This is a genomic window from Actinoplanes rectilineatus, from assembly GCF_000962825.1.
GTDB classification, from domain to species: Bacteria; Actinomycetota; Actinomycetes; order Mycobacteriales; family Micromonosporaceae; genus Actinoplanes; species Actinoplanes rectilineatus.
Genome location: NZ_JZKF01000086.1, coordinates 1 through 16789, shown reverse-complemented (window position 1 = coordinate 16789; position 16789 = coordinate 1). Strand labels below are relative to the sequence as shown.

The window sequence follows — 16789 nt, the reverse complement described above, 5'->3', positions numbered from 1 at the left end:
GCCAAAGAAGGGTCCGGCCGATACTTAAGTATCGGCCGGGACCGCCAGGGCGATCGTCAGAGCCATCACCCACTGCGGGTCCTTCAGCTTCTCACCGTAGAGCTCACGCAGTCGGGCCATCCGGTACCGGACCGTCTGCGGGTGCACGAACAGCTCGGCGGCCACATCCTCGCGCCGCCCCTGGTGCAGCAGCCAGCTGCGCAACGTCTCGATCAGCTTGGCGGCGGCCGCGCCGCGCTCGCCGTCGAGCGGGGCGAGCGCCCAGGCCCGCAGGTCGGCGAGCGCGCCGGTGTCCGCGGTGACCACCACCGCGGCCAGGTGGTCCTCGGTGTCGATCACACGGCCGCTCTCCGTCGCCGGGATCAGCCGGCGCACCCGCAGCACCCGGTCGACCGAGCCCTGCGCCTCCAGCCAGGGCCGGGCCGGGCCGACGATCGCGCTGTGCCCGGCGAGCAGCCGGGTCAGGTGCGGCCGGGACGTGCCCTGCGGGTCCGGCACCAGCAGCACCGTCATGCCGGGCAGCTCCGGGACCGCGTCGGCGAGATGCAGGGTGCGCCGGTCGAGGAGGTCGATCACCCAGCGGGCGGCACGTTCCGGGAGCAGTATCGCGGTGAGAGACTGCGGTGGTGTCCACTCGGCCTGCTCGGCGGCGCCCTGCACGACGTGCGCGGCCTCGCCGGAGATCAGTGCCTGGGTGAGTTCCTGCAGGCGGCGCTGCCGGACCCGGCCGGAGGCGGCGACTTCGTCGGCGTGCCCGGCGACGCTTGCCGCGGAGAGCTCGTCGATGTAGGCGAAGACCAGTTCGGCGAAGTCGGCGATGGTCTCCGCGCTCTGCCCGGTGCCGACGCTGGTCCGGGCGAGTTCCCGCCAGGCCACCCGGGCGCCGACCCGGTAGGCCGCGAGCAGCGCGTCCAGGCTGCGGCCCGATCGGGCCTCACCCCGGCCCAGCGCGTACGCCGCCTCCAGCGCCGACGACAGCGGGCTGCCCGGATCGGCGCCCGGGCGCGACACCAGGTTCAGGAAGGTGGCGAGGGCGGCCCGGACCGCCCGTTCGATTTTGGGGCCCAGTTCACCGGCGAACGCCTCGGCGTATGCCGGCACCTCCTCGGTGATCGCCGCGATCGCCAGCCCGGAGACCTCGGACAATCCGGAGCGTAGCGGGTCGACCACTTCACGTGGAATGCGATAGGACCGCACGTCGCGTAATGACGGTTTTTTCACCCGTGGTCCTCACATTCTCATGACTCTTGTTCCCAGCGAACAATTATGCCCCCTCGGATTCACTTCCCCTGGTCATGCTTTCGCCCGCGAGAACCAGCAGTCTTGGACACGTGCCTGATACCCGGACGTTGCGCAACGGAGCCTGGCGCGTGGTCGAGCTGATCACGACGCCGGTGATCCCCGCCGACTACCTCGACGTGATCGCGCCGCTGCGCAACCCCACCGTGCTGCGCGCCCGGGTCGAGGCTGTGCGCCGGGAGACCCCGAACGCGGTGACCCTCGAGCTGCGGCCCGGTCGCGGCTGGGAACCGCACGAGGCGGGACAGTACATCCGCGTCGGCGTGGACGTCGACGGCGTCCGGCTCTGGCGGGCGTACTCGGTGAGCAGCGCGGCCGGCCGCTCCGACGGGAAGTTCACCATCACCGTCAACGCGGTGGCCGGCGGCGTGGTCAGCTCCTACCTCCAGTCGCAGGCCGAGCGCGGCATGATCCTGCACCTCGACCTGCCCACCGGTGACTTCACGCTACCCCGTCCGCGGCCCGCGAAGGCCCTGTTCCTCACGGCCGGCAGCGGCGTCACCCCGGTGATGGGCATGCTGCGCAGCACCCTGCACGAGATGCCCGACGTCGTGGTGGTGCACTCCGCCAAGACCGCCGAGGATGTCGTCTTCGGCGCCGAGCTGCGCGACCTGGCCGCCCAGGGCCGCATCCGCCTGATCGAGCGGCACACCAGCGCCGACGGCCGGCTCAAACCGGCCGACGTGGAGGAACTGGTGCCCGACCTGTTCGAGCGGGAGACCTGGGCCTGTGGTCCCGGCACCATGCTCGACGACCTGCAGGAGCACTGGGCCGACGCGGACGCCGCGGACCGGCTGCACGTCGAGCGGTTCCGCCCGACCGTGCTGGTGGCCGGCGACGGCGGCACGGTGACCTTCGAGAAGTCCGGCACGGTCGTGGACAACCCCGGCAGCATGTCGATCCTGGAGGCCGGCGAGGCCGCCGGCCAGCTGATGAAGTCCGGCTGCCGGATGGGCATCTGCTTCAAGTGCGTGGTGCCGATGCGTGAGGGCATCGTGCGTGACATGCGCGACGGCACCATCACCACCGCCACCGAGGTGGACGGCGACTCCGTCCTCGTACAGACCTGTATCTCGGCCGCCGCCGGGCCCTGCCGGCTCGGCGCCTGAGACCCCCCGCACCCCCATTCGAGAAACAGAAGAGGTACGCCCGTGACGACGCTGCAGCGCAAGGAAGTCAACCCGATCGCTCACCTCTCGGCCGAAGACATCGAAGAGATCGGCCGCCGGCTCGACGCCATCCGGGACGAGTTCCTCGCCGTGCGCGGCGAGAAGGACGCGGCCCACATCCGCCGCATGATCAAGATCCAGCGGCGGCTCGAGCTGGCCAGCCGCGGCGTGCTCCTCTTCTCGGTCTTCCCGCCGGCCTGGATCCTCGGCACCGTCGGCCTCTCCATCTCCAAGATCCTGGAGAACATGGAGATCGGGCACAACATCCTGCACGGCCAGTACGACTTCATGCGCGACCCGAAGATCCACTCGACCACCTGGGAGTGGGACTCGGTCTCCCCCGCCGAGCAGTGGAAGCACTCGCACAACGAGCTGCACCACAAGTACACCAACGTGGTCGGCCGCGACAACGACCTCGGCTACGGCATCATGCGCGTGGACGAGCAGCAGCGCTGGACGAAGGCGCACCTGGGCCAGCCGCTCTACAACTTCATCAACGCCGTCTTCTTCGAGTACGGCATCGCGGCGTACGACCTCGAACTGGGCCGCAACCTCAAGACCAAGAAGCGCCGCAACAACCCGGAGTTCCGGGCCCGCGCCCGCCAGGTCATGCACAAGATCCGCCGGCAGTTCACCCGTGACTACCTGGTGCACCCGGCACTGGCCGTCCCGGTCGGCCTGGCCGCCGGCAACCCGCTCGGCGCCTTCTTCGGCACCCTGGCCGCCAACGCGGTCGCCAACGTGGTCCGCAACCTGTGGACGCACTCGGTCATCATGTGCGGTCACTTCCCGAAGGACGTCGAGACCTTCGAGCGCACCTCGATCACCGACGAGACCCGCGGCGAGTGGTACCTGCGGCAGATGCTCGGCTCGGCCAACATCTCCGGCAGCAAGCTGATGCACACCATGACCGGCAACCTGTCGCACCAGATCGAGCACCACCTCTTCCCCGACCTGCCGTCCAGCCAGTACGCGGCCATCGCCCCGAAGATCCGGGAGCTGTTCGCCGAGTACAAGCTGAACTACGTCACCGGCCCGCTGGTGGTGCAGGTGGCGTCGGCGTGGGCGAAGGTGTTCCGCCTGGCCCTGCCGAACCGGACGCCGGCCAACGAGATCGACCACTCGATCCCGCCGCGTCCCGTCCCGGCCAAGGAGCCGGCCACGGTCTGATCCGTCCGGGTCCCGTCAACGGCTCCCCGCGGTCCGCGGCTCTCGCGGACCGCGGGGATCGCCGTGTCACACTGCCGGAACGCCCAAGCCTCCGCGCACGGTGAACTCCTGCGAGGTGAACTCGCCGGTCAGCATCGGCATCGCCGCCGCGATGGCCGCCCTCGTCGCGGGAAGCTGCAGCGACGCGGCGTGATGCTCCCGGCTCTCCCACACCTCGTTGACCCAGATCGTCTGGTCGTCGGTGTCCGAGACGCCCACCACGTACAGGTGGCAGCCCGCCGCGCGCAGCCCCTCGGATCCGCTGAGCAGGATCGCCAGCACCTCGTCGCGATGCCCAGGCTTGGTCCGCATCGAACCGTTGTAGCCGAATGTCATGTGCGCCCCCGTCACCGTAGGTAGGCCAGGCCGGGGATCTCGGCCTGGTAGTCGTCGACGAGACGGTCCGCGACCGCCTCGGACCGGACCAGCGGGTGTGCGGCCATCGCGCGTACCGCGGCATCGCGCGACCGGGTGGAAGCCGCCCGCAGGACCCACCGCTCGGCGGTCTTGACCGCCCGGACCAGTTCCCGGCCGTGCTCCGGCAGCGGTGCGATGGCCAGGGGCGTCGCACCCCGGGCGTCCACCGTGCACGGCACCTCGACGACCGCGTCGTCGTCGAGCACGCCCCCGCCCAGCACGCCGCCGCCGCGAACGCCCACGTCCTCGCCCAGGTCACCGCGGTCGCTCTCGCCCAGCGCACGACGGTTACGGACGTTGAGGATCAGCGTCGCCGGCTCGTCGTGGGCCAGCGCCCGCATCACCGCCAGCGCCACCCCCTCGTAGCCCGCCGGACGTGACTCGTCGTGCTCCCGCTCGCCAGCGCCGGCAAGCTCGCGGTTCTCCGCCATGTAGGTGGCCTCGCGCTCCCGCCACGCCGCCAGCCACGCCTCGAGCGGGTCGCCGGCGAGCATCTCGGCGTAGCACCGCCGCTGCTGGCCGAGCAGGAACGCACCCCGGGTCTGCGGGGCGTCACGGACCGCGGCCAGCGTGCCCTCCGGGTCGTAGTAGTAGTGCAGGTACTCGTTGGGCACCGCGCCGAGCTCACGCAGGAAGTCCGCACCGAAGAGCCGGCCCTCCTCGATCGTCTCCAACCGTGCCTTGTCGGCGAGCAGCCCGGGCAGCAGGTCGGGCCCGCCGTCGCGGGGATGCACGCCGTAGAGCCAGCCCAGGTGGTTGAGCCCGGCGTAGTCGACCCGCACCTGATCGGCCGTCACCCCGAGCACCCGCAGCACCCGGTCGACCAGCCCGGACGGCGAGTCGCAGATGCCGATCACCCGGTCACCCAGGCGGGCCGCCATCGCCTCGGTCACCAGACCGGCCGGATTGGTGAAGTTGATCGTCCAGGCTTGCGGCGCCAGCTCCGCGATCCGCTCGGCCACGTGCACGGCGACAGGCAGCGTCCGGAGTCCGTACGCGAGACCGCCCGCACCCACCGTCTCCTGCCCGAGCACACCGGCCCGCAACGCCACGTGCTCGTCCGCGACCCGTCCGGCCAGGCCGCCCACCCGGATCGCACTGAACACGAAGGACGCCCCGGTCACGGCGGTGTCGAGGTCGGTGGTGGTCACGATCGCCGGGGCGGACGGCACGTCGCGGGCCAGCGCGGTCAGCACCCCGCCGATCGCGGACAGCCGGCCGGCGTCGACGTCGTGCAGGGCCACCTCGGTGATGCCGGTGCGGTGGTCGGCGAGCAGTGCCCGGTAGACGAGCGGAACCCGGAAACCGCCGCCGCCCAGGATGGTCAGACGCATGGTGTCCTCAGTGGTCGTGCCGGCACCGAAAAGCCGGACTCAGCGGTCGAACCCGGTGTTGAGGAACCGGGCTCAGCGGTCGAACCCGGCGTTGAAGAACCGGGCTCAGCGGTCGAACCCGGCGTTGAGAAACCGGGCTCAGTGGTCGTTCCCTGCGTCGGAGAGCCGGGCGATGGTGGCGGTGGCCCGGTGCACCGCGGTGCGCCGCCCGGGTGGGATCACGTCGTCGAGGAAGCCGTAACGGCGGGCCAGCTGCGCCTCGGCGGAGTCGTCGTGGTGTGCCGTGGCGGTCCGCCGGGTCTCCTGCCACCAGTCGGCGATGTCGCCCCAGCCGGGCGCCGACAGTGAACCGCCGAAGTGCTGCACGGACAGGGCGGCGACCAGGTTGGCGAAGGCGACCCGCTCGGCCAACGGCCAGCCGCCCAGCGTGCCGGTGATGAAGCCGGCGGTGAAGACGTCACCGGCGCCGGTCGGGTCGAGTGCCTGCACCGGCACGACCGGCACGTCGGCCCGCTCGCCGGTGGTCGCGTCGATCGCCAGGGCCCCGTCGCCACCGCACGTGACGACCACGACCGGTGCCATGGCGGAGAGTTTCTCCAGGGCCTGGCCGGGCTCGTCGGTGCGGGTGTAGCGCATCGCCTCGACGGCGTTGGGCAGGAACGCGTGACAGTCGGCGAGCGCGGCCAGCACGTCGCAGGACCACTGCTCGGTCTCGTCCCACCCCACGTCCGCGAAGATCAGGGTGCCGGCGGCGCGCGCCTCGGGCAGCCAGCCGAGACTCGGGCCGCCCAGGCTGACCGCCGCCCCGCGGGCCTGCGGCAGGCCGTTGACCAGACCGTCCGGTCCGGCCGGCAGCGGATGCCCGTGGGTGATCATGCTGCGGTCCCGCCCGTAGGCCAGGCTGACGGTCACCGGCGAGTGCCAGTCGTCGACCCGGATCGAGGCGGACAGGTCGATGCCCTCCTGCCGGCTGAGCACCTGGTGGCAGAACTCGCCGTAGGCGTCCGAACTCAGCGCCGTGCCGAGACCCGTGTGCAGGCCGAGCCGGCTCGCCGCGACCGCCAGGTTGGCCACGCCGCCGGGACACGAGCCCATCCCCGACGCCCACACCTCGGCGCCGGGCTGTGGCAGCTCACGGAGCCCGGTGAAGATGACGTCGAGGTAGACCACCCCCGGAACGAACAGGTCGAGCTGTCCAGCCATCGTCCGATCCTATCCTCATCCCCATCGGACCCGTGGTGAATGATCACCCGGCTCGGCGCAGGTCGGCGTGCGCCGCACGCAGGGTGTCCGCCGCCCGGTCGGTGCCCGGCGGGCGGGTCGCGTCGATCAGCCGCCACGCCTCCTCGAGGGCACCGGACAGCTCGCGGATCCGTCCGGCGTGCTGCCGCCGGACGTCCTCCCGCACCCGCTCGATCCGCTGCAACCAGCCCGCCGACGAGGCCGCCGGCGCGGGCGGAGCCGCCGGACGGACAGGCGGCGCCGACGACGGCCGGGACTCCGGCGCCGACAAGGAGCGGGAATGCGGCGCCGATGGCGGCCGGGAATCCGGCAGCGACGAGGAACGGGCAGGCGGCGCCGACAACGGCCGGGACTCCGGCGCCGACGAGGAACGGGAATGCGGCGCGCCCGCAGAGGACGCGGCCCCCGGGCGTGCGGGTGGGGCGGACGGCGTGCTCGGGCGGCCGGATGGGACCGCACCGGATCGCGGGCCGGACTCGAAGTCGGCGACGTCACCGACCGGAACGATGGCGGCGATCGGCCGCCCGCCGTCGACGATCACGGTGACCTGGTTGGTGAGCCCGGTGACCCGGACCAGTTGCTGGAATCGCAGGCGCGCCTCGGCCACGGTCAGCTCGAGCCGCCTGCGGATCGGTGTCGCTGGTTCTCCCATGGACCGATGATGCCGCCGGGGTACGACACTTTTCCGCACCGATGCGCCCGGAGCAGCCGCATCGCCCCCTCCAGCAGGAGGATCAGCTCAGAGCCGATGTGCCTCGAGCAGCCGCATCGCCTTCTCCGCCGCGTCGGTCAGAAGGGCCGTGTCCACATCGGTGAACATTCGCCGGCGGGAGTCGATCACGCAGTGCGCGCCCAGGTTGTGCCCGCCCTCGCCGACCAGCGGCACCCCGAGATAGCTGCGCAGCCGGGTCATCTCCAGGAACGGGTTGTCCGCGTGCCGCGGGTCCTCCCAGCCGTCCGACACGCAGTACGGCGTGCCCTCCAGCACCGTGTGCGTACACATCGCCCACTCCGCCGGTATCCCCTGCGCCTCGGCCACCCAGCCGGTCACCCCGTACGAGCCGAGGATGAACTCGGAGCTGTCCAGCAGCACCGACACCAGCGACACCGGCGCCTCCAGCAGACTCGCGCTGCGCCGGGCCAGCTCGTCCAGGCCGGTCCGCAGGGCGGCGTCGTGCAGGTCGTACCCGGCTATCTCCTTGATCCGGCCGGGTTCGCCGAGCCGGGTGAACAGGTCGCTCCTCACGTCAGACTCCTGTGTGCCGCGGAGAGATGGGTGTACGAGGTGAGCCGGATCCGCAACGCCAGCGCGCAGAGCCCGGTCACCGGGTCGGCAGCCTCCATCACCGTGAGCAGCCGGCTGAACGTGTCGACCGATCCGGGGCCCGCGCCGGAACCCTTGGCGGCTGCGGCGGAGGAAACCCCGGCGGTTCGCAGCAGCGTGTCCCAGATCGACGCCGCGTCGGCGCCGTGCACCCGGAACACCGCGTCGCGCGCGTCCTCGACCGTCGGGTGGGTGAGTCCGTAGGGGGCGTCCATCAGTGCCGGAACCCGTTCACCAGGAGGGTCAGGTCACCGGCAAGCCGGGTGAGGTCGGTGGCGGCCTGCTGGGTGGCCCGCGCCCCCTCGGCGGTCGCCGCCGCGACCTCGGCGACACCGGATACGGTGCGTGCCACGTTTCCGCTGCTGGTGGCCGCGTCGGCGACCGACCGGCTCATCTCGCCGGTGGTCGCGGTCTGTTGTTCCACCGCTGACGCGATGGTCGTGGTGTAGTCGCCGATCCGCTGGATCACCTGGGTGATCTCGCCGATCGCGGCGGCCGCCGAGTTGCTCGAGTCCTGGATGGCCCCGATCCGTTCGGTGATCTCCTCGGTCGCCTTGGCGGTCTGCTGCGCCAGTTCCTTGACCTCGCCGGCCACCACCGCGAAGCCCTTGCCCAGTTCCCCGGCGCGGGCCGCCTCGATGGTCGCGTTCAGGGCGAGCAGGTTGGTCTGCTCGGCGATGCTCGTGATCAACCGGACCACGTCGCCGACCTCGGCGCTGGCCGTACCCAGTTCGGCGACCTGGTTGTTGGTCTTCTCGGCGACCGCCATGCCCTCCTGGGCGACCCGGGCGGCGTCGGCGGCGTTCGAGGCGATCTCGGTGATCGAGGCGCTCATCTGTTCGGCGCCGGCCGCGATCGACAGCACGCCGGTGTTGACGTTCTCGCTGGCGGCGCTGGCCGCACCGGCTTTGGCGGCCACGTCGGTGGCGCCGCTCTGCAGCTGGGTGCTGACCGCGGAGAGTTCCTCGGAAGCACCCGCCAGGGTGGCCGCCGATCCGCCGATGGTGCCGACCGCGTCCCGCAGCCGCAGGATCGCCGCATCCAGGGCGCGGCCCATCCGGCCCGGTTCGTCGCGGGAGGTCAGGCCGGCGCTCTGGGTCAGGTCGCCCTGGGCGAGGCCCTCGCAGACGGTGGTGACCCGGGCCAGCGACCGGACGATCCCCTTCGCCACGATCATGCCGAGTCCGAGGGCGGCGAGCAGGCCGGCGGCCAGCAGCAGCACCGACTCGATCCGGCTGTGCTCGTAGCTGCTGCGGGCCTCGTCGGCGGCCCGGGCGGCGGCCGTGGTCTCCGCCGCGCCCATCTCGCCGAGGTGATCCTTGACGACGGTGACCAGCGGCTGCGCCTGCTCGGTGCGGATCTTCGCCCAGAGGGCGAGGCTGTTCGCCTCGGAGGCCGGGATCAACTTCTGCTTGGCGATCGACACGTAGTCGTCCCAGTTCTCCCGCATGTCGGTGATCATTGCGGCGGACGCGGCGGGGGTGCCACCGGTGTACGCGTCGAAGGCCTTGTCGACCTCGTCCAGGTCGTCCTCGAACGCGGCGGCGTACTTCGACTTGCTGGTGGTGTCCTGGTAGACGACGTGGTTGAGCAGGTCGACCCGGGTCTGGGTCATCGCGGTGGAGAGTTCGCCCAGCGCGGCGGTGGCCGCCACGTTGCTCTTGTAGATCCACTGGGCCGAGTCGCTGGCCGTCCCGAGGGCCCGTAACCCGAGCACGCCGATCAGCAGCGCGACGGCGGCGGCCACACACACCGCCACCATGATCTTGACGCTGACGCTGAGGTCGGCCCAGAGCCCCCGGCCGCCGGCGGCGCGTGGTGCGACCGCGGCCGTCTCCCTGGTCATCGTGGTCACGACGTGATCCCCTCCGGTGCCTGCTGTCCCGCACTACTCACGTCGGCACCGGAGGCGGTCCGGCTGAGCGGGAAGCGTGGCCCCACCGGGCCGGAGGGGATCATCCGTCTATGCGGCGGGCGTGACCCGGCGGATCCCGGTCGCCGCGACGAGTGCCCCGATCAGGCACAGGACGCCGGCGGTCAGCGCCGCGGTGTGCACGCCGTTCAGGAACGCCTCGCTCGCGCCCTGGACGACGGCAGCGCGTACAGAATCGGTCATCTCGGCAGAGACCGGGGCGACTCCCATGGCCACCGCGTCCTTCGCCTCGACGAGGCCCTGCGCCATCGGCGCCGGCACTCCGGCGGTGGTCAGCTCGCCGGTCAGCGTCGTGCCGACCCGCCCCGCGATGATCGAGATCAGCACCGAGGTGCCGAGGGCGCCACCGATCTGCAGCATGGTGGCCTGCAGTCCGCCGGCCACCCCGGCGTCCTTGACCGGGGCGTTGCCGACGATCGCCTCGGAGGACGCGGACATCACCATGCCGACGCCGAGACCCAGGCCGACGAAGGACGGCCACATCGCGATGTATCCGGAATCGGTCCCCAGCGCCATCAACCCGAAGGACGCCGCACCCTGCAGCAGCATGCCGAGCGGCATGGTGAACCGCGGGCCGAAACGGTCGGTGAGCGCCGCGCCGAGCGGGGATGCCACCACCGACGACAGGCTCAGCGGCAGGGTCAGCACACCGGCCGTCACCGGCGTGTAGCCGCGGACGTTCTGCAGGTAGAGCATGATGTAGAAGATCGAGCCGAGCAGCGTGAAGAAGTTGATCGACGTGATGATCGCGCCGATCGTCAGCGCCGGGCTCCGGAACAACCGCATCGGCAGCAGCGGGTGCTCCTGACGACTCTCGAAGAGTCCGAAGACGATCAGGATCGCCAGGCCACCGGCGATGGTGCCCAGGGTCGCCGCCGAGCCCCAGCCCCACGTCTCGCCCTTGACCACGCCGTAGATCAGGACCAGCAGGCCGGCCGCGAGGAGCACGACGCCGGGCACGTCGAAGCGGTGCTTACCGGTCGAGTTCCTGCTCTCGGCCAGCACCAGCGAGCTGACGATCAGGGCCAGCACACCGATCGGCGCGTTGATGTAGAAGACCGACTCCCAGTTGACGTGCTGGACCAGAAGTCCGCCGACGATCGGCCCGAGCGCGGTCGACACCGACGAGACCATCGCCCAGATGCCGACCGCCATGCCGAACCGGTGCGGCGGGAAGACCGAGCGGAGGATGCCCAGCGTGTTCGGCATTAGCAGGGCGCCGAACAGACCCTGCGCGGCCCGGAAGACGATCACGCCCTCGATCGAGCCGGCCAGCCCGATCGCCACCGACGCGACGGTGAACCCGGCGACGCCGATCAGGTAGTAGCGCCGCCGTCCGAAACGGTCACCGAGCTTGCCGCCCAGGATCAGCGCGGCAGCCAGCGCCAGCAGATAGGAATTGGTCACCCACTGCAGCTCGGCCGTGCTGGCGCCCAGATCCCGGCCGATCTCCGGGTTGGCGATCGAGACGACGCTACCGTCCAGGCCGACCATGAAGAGGCCGAAGGCGACGGCGATCAACGACCACCAGGGCTTGCCGCGGCGGCCTTCGGCCACCGGCGTGCTCTGATGTATTTCGGTCACGGTCATGCGTTACTCCATCTGGTGGAAAGCCCGGGGAGGGTACGGGTGAAAGCTCAGTGACCGCCGTCGCGCAGCAGCCGCGACAGTTCCGTGAGGGCCGGCAGCGCGGCCCGGATGGCCGTCCGCTGGCGGGCGTCGAGCCGTGCCATGGCGTCCAGCACGTACCCGGTGAACAGCGCCTGCACCTGGGTCATCCGGCCGGCGGCCTGCGGGGTCGTGTGCAGGCGCACCACCCGGCGGTCGTCCGCGTCCGGTTCCCGGCGCAGCATGCCGTCGTTGACCATCGCGGTGACCAGGGCGCTGGCGTTGTTCGGTTTGAGCTGCAGCGCGTCGGCGAGCTGCCGGACCGTGCAACCCGGGTTCTCGTGCACGTGCCAGAGCGCCACGAGGTGCAGCTCCGGCGGTTTGGGGTGCGCGAAGTCGACCTGGGCCCGGCGGTCGAGGCTCCGGTGCAACTGGTGCGCCAGCAGCATCAGGTCCACCGCGGTCTGGTCGTCATCGCTCATGCGACCCATTATTAGGTATGACGGCATACCTATTTCCAGCCAATGCGTCCCTGATCACGTCGCGCCGCCGGTCAGGCGGTTCTGCGGACGCGGCGGTCAGGCGGTTTTCTGCGGACGCGGCGGTCAGGCGGTTTTCTGCGGACGCGGTGAGGGCCGGCGGGGCGGCACCTCCGGCGTGAGGCGCACGGTGCGCTCCATCGCCTCCCGCGCCGACTGCGCCGACTGCGCCGACTGCGCTGAGGGCACCGACTGCGCTGAGGGCACCGACTGCGCTGAGGGCGGCACCGGTTCCGGATGCCGCACCCGGGCCCGCGGACGCCGCGGGGCACCGGCGCGTTCCGGCCGGGGCCGCGGCCGGTCCCGGGCGCCCGACCAGGACCGGTGCACCACCGGCGGATGGATCCGGAGGCGGCGCAGCAGCGGCAGGAACGGATCGCCGAACGTGCGGGCCGCCGCGTTCAGCAGCAGCGCCCCGGCCACCATGCCGATCGCGGGCATCGCCGCGAGGAGCGCGAGAACCGACACCGCCAGGCCGCCCCAGACCATGACGCGCAGGCCGATGTCGACCACCGGGATGCCACTGGGCCGCTGCCGGGTCCAGATCGGAAGGAACGACGCCGCCAGCGCGAGCGCGACCGCGCCGAGCACGGCGGCAGCCGTCAGGAAGGCCTCGGGCCAGTGGTAGTGCCGGCCGAGCGCCCAGGCGCCCGAGACCAGGCCACCGAACCAGACCTTGATCAAGGCCCATCGCCCGAAGCGGACCAGCACGTCATCGGAACCAGTCGTCATGGTTCTCCCCCCGGCGCTCGTTCACCCTACCGGCGCCGGGCCCCGCGGGAGTGCCGTCAGCACAATCGGGCGCGGAACGCCTTCCGGACATCGTCGCGGCGGTCCATCACCGCGAACGTGACCCGCTCGAACCACGGACTCACGCTCAGCGCACCGGCGAAGGCATCCGCGACCATCGCTGGATCATTGCCGAACACGCCGCAGCCCCACGCGCCGAGCACCAGCTTGCGGTGCCCGTGCGCCCCGGCGACCCGCAACACCCGGGCCGCCCTGCGGGCCAGAACCTCCGGGACCCGAGGGAGGAGTTCGGGCTGCTGCCGGGCCAGCGCCGAGCGGTTGGGCGCGGCCGAGACCAGAAACGAGACGGGGTACGCCTCCGTCAGCAGAGCACCGCGATCGTCCCGGAACACCGGTACGTCGGGGGCGTGGATGATCCGGTCGGAGTAGAGCAGGCTCGGCTCGGCCCGGTGGTGGGCGTAGAAGTCGCCGGCCGCCCGCAGGCACGGGTACAACGCCGAACTGCGGGCCAGGCTCTCCTCCTGCGCCTGGGCGCCGTTGAGGAACCCACCGCCGGGGTTGCGGGCCGAGGCGAAGTTGAGGCAGGCCACGCCGTCGCCGAGGCGTCGCGCCGCGGCCAGGCTGGACTCGCCGGTCACCTCGATCGCGGGCGGTCCGTCCACCACGGACGGCTCGGGCAGCGTGTCGTCCGGCAGGTACAACCGGGTGCCCGCGACCGCACGCGCCACCTCGTCCGCGATCCGGACGCCGTCGTAGCCACCGCGGTCCACGATGGTGACGGTCTCCTTGGCGATTCCACGTAGCCGAGCGCTCATGCCGACGATCATGACCGTCGGCGACCGCCCCGGCCAGCGATTTTCCCCATCGTCGATCTTCGACTCTAGTAAACACATAGGAATTGTGGGTACGCTGCGCGCCATGACGGCCGTACCCCTGAGCATCTCCGGCGCCGGCCGGGAGTTCACCGCCGGCGGACGGCGGCGGGCGGTGCTGTCCGGCGTCGACCTGGAGGTGGCGGCCGGCGAGGTGGTCGCCCTGCTCGGGCCGTCCGGGTGCGGCAAGTCGACGCTGCTGCGCCTGGCCGCCGGGCTGGACACGCCGACCACCGGCAGCATCCGGGTCGACGGTCGCGCGGTCACCGGCGTCGAACCCCGGTGCGCGGTGGTGTTCCAGGAGCCGCGCCTGCTGCCGTGGCGGACCCTGGCCGGCAACGTGGCGTACGGGCTGCCCCGCGGCACCACCCGCGACCAGGCCCGCAGCGAGGTCGCGCGGTGGCTCGACGTCGTCGGGCTGACCGAGTTCGCCCACCACCGGCCGCGCCAGGTCTCCGGCGGCATGGCCCAGCGCGCCGCCCTCGCCCGGGCACTGGCCCGGCGACCGGGTGTCCTGCTGCTCGACGAGCCGTTCGCGGCGCTGGACGCCCTGACCCGGTTGCGCATGCAGGACCTGCTGGCCGAGGTGCAGCGTGCGGCCGGCACGACCGTGCTGCTGGTGACCCACGACGTCGACGAGGCCCTGCACCTGGCCGACCGCATCGTCCTGCTCGGCACGCCCGCACCCTCCCCGGCCGCCGCCGCGCTCTCCCCCACCTCCGGGGCGCTCTCCTCCGGGACGGACGCCTCCGGCCCGCTCTCTTCCGGGACGGACGCCTCCGGCCCGCTCTCCTCCGGGACGGACGCCTCCGGCCTGCTCTCCTCCGGCGCGTCGACCGTGCGGTGGATCCGGGACGTGCCGGGCGGGCGGCCCCGCGACCGGGGCGACGCCGGACTCGCCGCACGACGCGCCGACATCCTCGCCGACCTCGGCGTACACACCGATCTGGAAGGAAGCACCCCGAGATGAGGATCATGCGCGCGGTGGTCGCGGCGGCGGTCAGCACCGCACTGCTGACCGGTTGTGTTCAGGGCGAGGACAGCCCGGCCGAGGCACCCGGCGGCGGGGACGCCGTCGCGCTGCGGCTGGACTACGCGTACTACAACCCGGCCAGCCTCGTCCTGCGCGAACAGAAATGGCTGGAGAACGAGCTGCAGCCGAAGGGCGTCACGGTCAGCTGGCAGCTGTCGGCCGGCAGCAACAAGGCCAACGAGGCGCTGCGCGCGGAGGCGATCGACGTCGGCTCCACCGCCGGTGCGGCCGCTCTCGTGGCCCGGGCCAACGGCGCGCCGATCAAGACGATCGAGGTCTTCAGCCAGCCGGAATGGGCGGCCATCGTGGTGCCGAAGGACTCCCCGATCACCGGCGTCGCGGCGCTCAAGGGCACGAAGGTGGCCGCGACCAAGGGCACCGACCCGTACTTCTTCCTGCTCCAGGCCCTGGACGAGGCGGGACTGAAACCCGGCGACGTCACCGTCACCAACCTGCAGCACGCCGACGGGAAGACCGCCCTGGAACGCGGCGACGTGGACGCCTGGGCCGGACTCGACCCACTGATGGCCACGTCCGAGCGGGACGCCGGGTCGAAGCTGATCTACCGCAACGTGGCGTTCAACTCGTACGGCGTGCTCAACGCGCGGGAGGCGTTCCTGGCGGAGCACCCCGACCTCGCCCAGGCGGTGGTGAACGCGTACGAGAAGGCCCGCCAGTGGATCAAGGACAATCCGGTGGAGGCGGTCGCCCTGTACGCCCGCGAGGCGAAGATCTCCGAGCAGGTGGCGACCGCGGTGCTCACGGAGCGTACAAAAATCGATGTCGATCCCGTCCCCGGCGCGGCCCAGCGCGCGGTGTTCGAAAAGATCCTGCCGGTCCTGGTCGCCGACGCGAACGTGAAGAGCGAGGCGGACGCGCGCGCCGCGATCGACACCCTGTTCGAACCGAAGTACGCCACCGCCCGCAGCGTCTCGTGACGACCCCGCTGCGGACCCGGACGACCCCCGCCCTGGGCGCCGTCCTCCCGATCGTCCTGCTCGCCGCATGGCACCTGGCGGCGGGCAGCGGCATCTGGTCGCCCGCACAACTCCCGCCCCCGGGCGAGGTGCTGGCCGCCCTCGCCGAACTGATCCGCCGCGGCGAACTCTGGCACCACCTGGCGATCAGCACCCAGCGTGTACTGATCGGCTTCGCGGCCGGTTCCGCGCTCGGCCTGGCCCTGGGCAGCCTGGTGGGCCTCTCCCGTACGGCCGGCGCGGTCCTCTCCCCCACCGTGCAGGCGATCCGGGCCGTGCCGTCGCTGGCCTGGGTGCCGCTGCTGCTGCTCTGGCTGGGCATCGGCGAAACCCCGAAGATCGTCCTGGTGGCGATCGGCGCGTTCTTCCCGGTCTACACCACGGTCGCGGCGGCACTCGCCCACATCGACCCGCACCTGATCGAGGTGGGCCGCGCCTACGGACGATCCGGCCTGAGCCTGCTCACCACCATCCTGGTCCCGGCCGCCACCCCGGCGATCCTCTCCGGCCTGCGGCTGGGCCTGGCCCAGGGCTGGCTGTTCCTGGTCGCCGCCGAGCTGATCGCCTCCTCGATGGGCCTGGGCTTCCTGCTGATCGACAGCCAGAACACCGGGCGCACCGACGTGATGCTGCTGGCCGTCATCCTGCTGGCCGTGCTCGGCAAACTCAGCGACACGCTCCTCGCCCTGGCCGAGCGCCGCCTGCTCAGTGCCGCATAATCCATCCATGACCGCCGACAAGCTGCTCCTGGTCGCCGTGGTGGAGATGGCCGAGGGTCACGCCGAGGCCGGCCGGCGTTACGAGGACGCCGTGCTGGCCCTGCTCCCCCGCCACGGCGGCACCCTGCAACGCCGCACCCGCGATGTCACCGGCGCCACCGAGGTTCACGTGATCAGCTTCCTTCGGCGCGCCGGCCTGGACGCCTTCATGACCGATCCGGATCGGCTGGCCCTGCGCGCGGCCGCGGGCGACGCCGCCCCCACCACCCGACTCCTCGAAGTCCACGACATCCCCACCTAGACACGTTTCGTGGTCAGGGTGCGAAGCCCATCCGCGTGGTGACTTCGGGCGCACTGGACGCCC

General features: G+C 71.7%; 18 protein-coding genes. 6 read left to right on the top strand and 12 right to left on the bottom strand.

Annotated features, from left to right (window positions below):
• Nucleotides 1-24: 24 nt before the first annotated feature.
• Complete coding sequence (locus tag WH85_RS38135; RefSeq protein ID WP_245674267.1) at nucleotides 25-1146, bottom strand: PucR family transcriptional regulator; 1122 nt, start codon at nucleotides 1144-1146, stop codon at nucleotides 25-27.
• A gap of 149 nt (nucleotides 1147-1295) precedes the next feature.
• Between WH85_RS38135 and WH85_RS38130 the strand changes: the two genes are divergently transcribed.
• Both WH85_RS38130 and WH85_RS38125 read left to right on the top strand, forming a co-directional pair.
• Entirely contained in the window at nucleotides 1296-2408 is a 1113-nt protein-coding gene (locus tag WH85_RS38130; RefSeq protein ID WP_045747009.1) for a ferredoxin reductase, read from the top strand.
• 42 nt (nucleotides 2409-2450) lie between these two features.
• The gene (locus WH85_RS38125) at nucleotides 2451-3638 is read left to right on the top strand and encodes a fatty acid desaturase family protein (protein ID WP_211275578.1); all 1188 of its coding nucleotides are present in this window, start codon (nucleotides 2451-2453) and stop codon (nucleotides 3636-3638) included.
• 66 nt (nucleotides 3639-3704) lie between these two features.
• On the opposite strand, the gene WH85_RS38120 is transcribed toward WH85_RS38125, so the two are convergent.
• The 11 genes from WH85_RS38120 to WH85_RS38070 all read right to left on the bottom strand — a co-directional run bounded on the left by WH85_RS38120 (nucleotide 3705) and on the right by WH85_RS38070 (nucleotide 13639).
• Nucleotides 3705-3989 carry a putative quinol monooxygenase gene (locus WH85_RS38120; RefSeq protein ID WP_245674266.1) on the bottom strand — a complete coding sequence of 95 codons (285 nt, stop codon included), beginning with the start codon at nucleotides 3987-3989 and terminating at the stop codon, nucleotides 3705-3707.
• A gap of 35 nt (nucleotides 3990-4024) precedes the next feature.
• Nucleotides 4025-5428, bottom strand: coding sequence for a family 4 glycosyl hydrolase (locus WH85_RS38115; protein WP_045747008.1), 1404 nt, complete (start codon nucleotides 5426-5428; stop codon nucleotides 4025-4027).
• 138 nt (nucleotides 5429-5566) lie between these two features.
• The gene (locus tag WH85_RS38110; protein WP_045747007.1) at nucleotides 5567-6631 is read right to left on the bottom strand and encodes a PfkB family carbohydrate kinase; all 1065 of its coding nucleotides are present in this window, start codon (nucleotides 6629-6631) and stop codon (nucleotides 5567-5569) included.
• 43 nt (nucleotides 6632-6674) lie between these two features.
• Nucleotides 6675-7322, bottom strand: a complete 648-nt coding sequence (locus tag WH85_RS53435) for a hypothetical protein (RefSeq protein WP_045747006.1) — start codon at nucleotides 7320-7322, stop codon at nucleotides 6675-6677.
• A gap of 87 nt (nucleotides 7323-7409) precedes the next feature.
• Complete coding sequence (locus WH85_RS38100) at nucleotides 7410-7916, bottom strand: GAF domain-containing protein (RefSeq protein WP_045747005.1); 507 nt, start codon at nucleotides 7914-7916, stop codon at nucleotides 7410-7412.
• Entirely contained in the window at nucleotides 7913-8209 is a 297-nt protein-coding gene (locus WH85_RS38095; protein ID WP_045747004.1) for a hypothetical protein, read from the bottom strand. The genes WH85_RS38100 and WH85_RS38095 overlap by 4 nt, the downstream gene beginning before the upstream one ends.
• Nucleotides 8209-9840 (bottom strand): methyl-accepting chemotaxis protein, encoded by a 1632-nt coding sequence (locus WH85_RS38090; RefSeq protein ID WP_045747029.1) that lies wholly within the window; start codon nucleotides 9838-9840, stop codon nucleotides 8209-8211. Before WH85_RS38090 ends, WH85_RS38095 begins: the two co-directional genes overlap by 1 nt.
• Nucleotides 9841-9957: 117 nt before the next feature.
• A complete protein-coding gene (locus WH85_RS38085; protein ID WP_045747003.1) occupies nucleotides 9958-11517 on the bottom strand; it encodes an MFS transporter in 1560 nt (519 codons plus the stop codon).
• Between the two features lie 47 nt (nucleotides 11518-11564).
• The gene (locus WH85_RS38080; protein WP_052721102.1) at nucleotides 11565-12017 is read right to left on the bottom strand and encodes a MarR family winged helix-turn-helix transcriptional regulator; all 453 of its coding nucleotides are present in this window, start codon (nucleotides 12015-12017) and stop codon (nucleotides 11565-11567) included.
• Between the two features lie 123 nt (nucleotides 12018-12140).
• Nucleotides 12141-12806, bottom strand: coding sequence for a hypothetical protein (locus WH85_RS38075; protein ID WP_045747001.1), 666 nt, complete (start codon nucleotides 12804-12806; stop codon nucleotides 12141-12143).
• 56 nt (nucleotides 12807-12862) lie between these two features.
• Nucleotides 12863-13639, bottom strand: coding sequence for a TIGR02452 family protein (locus WH85_RS38070; RefSeq protein WP_045747000.1), 777 nt, complete (start codon nucleotides 13637-13639; stop codon nucleotides 12863-12865).
• A gap of 103 nt (nucleotides 13640-13742) precedes the next feature.
• Here WH85_RS38070 and WH85_RS49390 point away from each other — a divergent pair, with 103 nt between their 5' ends.
• The 4 genes from WH85_RS49390 to WH85_RS38050 are packed head-to-tail and all read left to right on the top strand — an operon-like array spanning nucleotide 13743 to nucleotide 16726.
• Nucleotides 13743-14666: an ABC transporter ATP-binding protein gene (locus WH85_RS49390; RefSeq protein ID WP_211275577.1), complete on the top strand. Its 924-nt coding sequence runs from the start codon at nucleotides 13743-13745 to the stop codon at nucleotides 14664-14666.
• Entirely contained in the window at nucleotides 14663-15667 is a 1005-nt protein-coding gene (locus WH85_RS38060) for an aliphatic sulfonate ABC transporter substrate-binding protein (RefSeq protein WP_045746999.1), read from the top strand. Before WH85_RS49390 ends, WH85_RS38060 begins: the two co-directional genes overlap by 4 nt.
• The gene (locus WH85_RS38055; protein WP_211275576.1) at nucleotides 15664-16425 is read left to right on the top strand and encodes an ABC transporter permease; all 762 of its coding nucleotides are present in this window, start codon (nucleotides 15664-15666) and stop codon (nucleotides 16423-16425) included. The genes WH85_RS38060 and WH85_RS38055 overlap by 4 nt, the downstream gene beginning before the upstream one ends.
• Before the next feature lie 7 nt (nucleotides 16426-16432).
• The gene (locus tag WH85_RS38050; RefSeq protein ID WP_045746998.1) at nucleotides 16433-16726 is read left to right on the top strand and encodes a hypothetical protein; all 294 of its coding nucleotides are present in this window, start codon (nucleotides 16433-16435) and stop codon (nucleotides 16724-16726) included.
• Nucleotides 16727-16789: the final 63 nt, after the last annotated feature.

Bases quoted from the DNA above. Each gene is read 5' to 3' on its own strand.
- WH85_RS38095 (WP_045747004.1), bottom strand. From the start codon at position 8,209: ATGGACGCCCCCTACGGACTCACCCACCCGACGGTCGAGGACGCGCGC.
- WH85_RS38120 (WP_245674266.1), bottom strand. From the start codon at position 3,989: ATGCGGACCAAGCCTGGGCATCGCGACGAGGTGCTGGCGATCCTGCTC.
- WH85_RS38130 (WP_045747009.1), top strand. From the start codon at position 1,296: ATGCTTTCGCCCGCGAGAACCAGCAGTCTTGGACACGTGCCTGATACC.
- WH85_RS38080 (WP_052721102.1), bottom strand. From the start codon at position 12,017: ATGAGCGATGACGACCAGACCGCGGTGGACCTGATGCTGCTGGCGCAC.
- WH85_RS38070 (WP_045747000.1), bottom strand. From the start codon at position 13,639: ATGAGCGCTCGGCTACGTGGAATCGCCAAGGAGACCGTCACCATCGTG.
- WH85_RS38115 (WP_045747008.1), bottom strand. From the start codon at position 5,428: ATGCGTCTGACCATCCTGGGCGGCGGCGGTTTCCGGGTTCCGCTCGTC.
- WH85_RS38075 (WP_045747001.1), bottom strand. From the start codon at position 12,806: ATGACGACTGGTTCCGATGACGTGCTGGTCCGCTTCGGGCGATGGGCC.
- WH85_RS49390 (WP_211275577.1), top strand. From the start codon at position 13,743: ATGACGGCCGTACCCCTGAGCATCTCCGGCGCCGGCCGGGAGTTCACC.
- WH85_RS38090 (WP_045747029.1), bottom strand. From the start codon at position 9,840: ATGACCAGGGAGACGGCCGCGGTCGCACCACGCGCCGCCGGCGGCCGG.
- WH85_RS53435 (WP_045747006.1), bottom strand. From the start codon at position 7,322: ATGGGAGAACCAGCGACACCGATCCGCAGGCGGCTCGAGCTGACCGTG.
- WH85_RS38085 (WP_045747003.1), bottom strand. From the start codon at position 11,517: ATGACCGTGACCGAAATACATCAGAGCACGCCGGTGGCCGAAGGCCGC.
- WH85_RS38050 (WP_045746998.1), top strand. From the start codon at position 16,433: ATGACCGCCGACAAGCTGCTCCTGGTCGCCGTGGTGGAGATGGCCGAG.
- WH85_RS38110 (WP_045747007.1), bottom strand. From the start codon at position 6,631: ATGGCTGGACAGCTCGACCTGTTCGTTCCGGGGGTGGTCTACCTCGAC.
- WH85_RS38060 (WP_045746999.1), top strand. From the start codon at position 14,663: ATGAGGATCATGCGCGCGGTGGTCGCGGCGGCGGTCAGCACCGCACTG.